The 3,506-nt window shown below is 36.9% G+C and carries 3 protein-coding genes; 1 reads left to right on the top strand and 2 read right to left on the bottom strand.

What is annotated here, in order from left to right; translation table 11 throughout:
- The first annotated feature begins 408 nt into the window (after positions 1 to 408).
- Positions 409 to 666, top strand: coding sequence for a pectinesterase family protein (locus tag EDM02_RS05860; RefSeq protein ID WP_123662098.1), 258 nt, complete (start codon positions 409 to 411; stop codon positions 664 to 666).
- Positions 667 to 2,066: 1,400 nt separating this feature from the next.
- On the opposite strand, the gene EDM02_RS00115 is transcribed toward EDM02_RS05860, so the two are convergent.
- Together EDM02_RS00115 and EDM02_RS00120 are read right to left on the bottom strand one after the other, a co-directional pair.
- Positions 2,067 to 2,285, bottom strand: coding sequence for a hypothetical protein (locus EDM02_RS00115; protein WP_123662100.1), 219 nt, complete (start codon positions 2,283 to 2,285; stop codon positions 2,067 to 2,069).
- Positions 2,286 to 3,131: 846 nt separating this feature from the next.
- Entirely contained in the window at positions 3,132 to 3,500 is a 369-nt protein-coding gene (locus EDM02_RS00120) for a hypothetical protein (RefSeq protein ID WP_123662102.1), read from the bottom strand.
- Positions 3,501 to 3,506 lie beyond the last annotated feature (6 nt).

Here is a 3,506-nt window from a genome sequence, read left to right on the forward strand (position 1 = left end):
TATGGATCTTTTTAATGTTATACAGAAAAATTAAAATATTTATCGGCTGTAATTTTATTAGAATTTTTTTTAATGATTTCATATATTGGGGCTCGGAGGAAGAAAACTTTCCGCACCGATATTCATTCAATTTTCATTCAATTCAACCTATAATAGAAATGTTTTTGAAATCAAGTTACGACTTTTTATATTTTTAAACGGACTTGTGAACTCCTTTTTCTTTCTCTAAAGAAAACTTACTCACAAAACATTTATGTATTGAATTAATGAATAAATAAGGCAATAAAAAATTTTGAGACTGATGTAAAAATTGAAAAATTCTCTTAAAATAGACGTACAAAAATGAGAAAAAAGGGAATTTGAAAAGATCATAGGTATAAAAATAAAAATTCTTATTCAAAATTTTAGATGTACTTGGGCCGGCCCTGGCGCCCCTATGCCGCCACAATTTTCGCTGAAAGCTGGCTTGGCGCCCACATTGCCCCCGAGGGCTGGAGCATTTGGAGTGGGAACAACAACCACGAGACGGCGCGCTACGCGGAGTACNNTGTAAGGTTTCTAAATGTGATATTCATAGTCAATGGGCGACGAAAATATCCTTTAAAAAATTACATAAAAAATGGATTAAAGGGACCATCTCTGGAGATAGTGCCGAGCTTCTTATGATGATCAGCATAAAAAGGGGAAAGACTCCTGTTGAATTTTCACGCTAAAAGCCTTGAATCTTGCATGTGGCGATATGGCGTTTTTCTTCCTAAATCTTCGATTCCATCACTATGGTAAATTGATCCGATTCCGAGGCAAATTGGTCAGAAAGCATTGCATTGGACATTGGTACTGTTTAGTGAGTTCGGAAGAAGTCGGACGGGTTGGCAAAAATAGAAAGACAGGAAATTTAGAAGGAATGCGGAATCAATATCAGTAGGCGTAATGTGCGAAGATCTCGAAAGCATGACACAAATTTTCCCACTGATTCCAACGGAAATTGATTTACAAGTAAAAATTCGAGTCAATTTGAAATAAGAATTTTGGTAAATTTTGTTTCTATACAGGCTTAAGCTAAACTATGAATTAAATAGCCACTCATAAATTGGCCAATTATTAATGCAGAATTTGAATTCCAAAGGCAACAGTTTTATAAAGTGAATAGCAACTATAACAAAAAATTTTGCAGTAGAAGCCATGTATTCCGATAATAATTATTTAAAATGAATACGCATCTTTAATTAAAAAGTGTTTTCTTATTCAAAACAATGTCAGTTGCCAGCAACCAAATGACATGGGGAAGTTGGTCTAGTAATTTCTGATTCNNTTCCGATGCCATAGACGTGTCCTTGAAATTGAAAAAATATATTATTTTAACTTTTATTCAAATAACATTATATTAATAATTTTGTCTATTCGATACCGATTTTGAAAATATGAATTCAAATTCTAATCAGTAGTTTCTTATATGCCAATTCAGGAATGAATTTTCGAAATTCTGGGAAACAAATGACATTGATGGCATAAAAATCAATACAGTAAAATAAGCTAATTTTTAATAAAAATTTCAAGAAAAAGGGAGAATAAAAATTTACAAGTTAGATTTACTGACTTTTCAAATTTAAACAATAAAATTTTATGGATCTTTGTAATGATTTAGGATTTTGAAATTATTGCTAGGTATATGACACTGGNNCTGAAATAATAATATTTCCATGAAAAAATTTTATGGCCTTACCACGGAACAAATTGTTTTTAATTCAACGATTTAACAATTATAATAAAAATTTGTTTTTTTTTGTTTACGGCACAGTGACCCACCCTTTTGCTCGCTGAACGCTTGCGCCGTCTGCAGATTACGGAACAACTCGGTGAGCATTTGTTCACCATTGGCATCGATGTCACCATTGGTTTTGTACCGTGTGCCGACCCAGTTGAAAATCTATGTAATAAAAATGAACATAAGATGAGATTATGGGCGGCTGTCCAGGAACTTTTGCGGGGAGACATGTTATGAGAAAAAATATTTTTAAAGTAACCAGTAACCAGTAACCACTAAAGAAAATTGTGCCAAATTAAACTCAACGAAAGTAAATATTTACGGCAACACCCGGCGGGTTGAAACTGGCAATAACTATTAAAAGCTGACCGTAATGAGAAAATTGTGTCGCCCAAGCTCGCTGGACAATTGTACCAATGTTGCCTCGGCCAAGTTGCAGCTCTTTCGCTCGGCCAAATTCTCGAGCAATTGGCACAAATCCAGGAGCAAATAGTTCAACAGGTTCTGCATCTGTTGGCATATGGTCGAATGAAAGGCGTTGTGAATATGTGGAAATTGGGCAGACAGCCTCATCATGTCGGTGGCATCCAATAATATACGATCGTTGTCCAAAATGCGTTTGGCCGCTTGACTAAAGCCGAGCAAAAGTCTGTAAAATATGGTAAAGGATTGTGTTTATGTGCCTTGTATTTAGCTACAGTATGATTACCTGTCAATGTTCTCGGCCATAATCATCCATTGGCCAGTGATTTCCATGGGGCGTACATTAAGAATGGATTGACGAATTTTCTCAAATGCTTCAAAATGGCGTACATTAAAAATGGATTGACGGATTTTCTCAAATTCTTCAAAAATGAGCTGAAACATGTAATTTTTTAGTAAAGTCGAAAGAAGCGTAACCTAATTTAAAAAAAAAATAACACAAAAATCAAGTTCAGAGGATGGCTTTGACCTTCGAGACGATTTTTGGAGGATGAATTAATTTTTTTGGGTCCGATGACGGGGAGAGATGGGTACTACTTTTTTGGGTATGAGAAATGACGGGGACGGGGAAAACACATTAGAGGATTCCCGGGTTCTCGGGAATGGAGAAGAGAATAATCCAATTGCAAACCCAACAAAAATTAGTTCCTATAAGAAAAATTGCTGTTTTAACGGGGACGGTGATGATAGGATGGATTTTTCTGAGCACAGGGATGGGGAGCTTTCGGGGCAGAGGTCCCCGGCGAGGATCCCCAGGGAAACGGGATACCCGCCCCCGGCGGAGAGGCAACCCCAGATGTTCCATACCGAATTATATTTTCCAAACTCCCTATAAAGAAAGATAGCAAATTCAAAGAATATGTTGAAATAATCTATAGAGTTGCTATTTTGTATGCCTAATTTTGCCATCAAGTTTCGATAAAAAAGTGATTTGGCCTACCTCTATTTCAGAACTTTCAAAATAAAGCAATAGCAATTCCTTCTCCATCAGAGCCTTCTTCAGAAGCTCCCATTGCGCAAGCAGCTGTGCCTTTGTGTTTCCCAGCAGCTTCTTCTTCACTTTGTCAATTTGCATGGCCCGCTCGTTCAGCTGCTTGATGTAACGATTGGAGCGGCGAATTGGTGTTGAGCATCTTGGGCATTTTATGATGACAATGGCCGCGACATCGCCAACCTCATCTTGGCTCTTCAATTGCGCCCGAATGGTGTCGTCCAGGTCCTGAAAATTTGAAATGGTGGATATGGAATGCATGGATTA

The sequence above is a fragment of the Candidatus Cardinium hertigii genome, assembly GCF_003788695.1.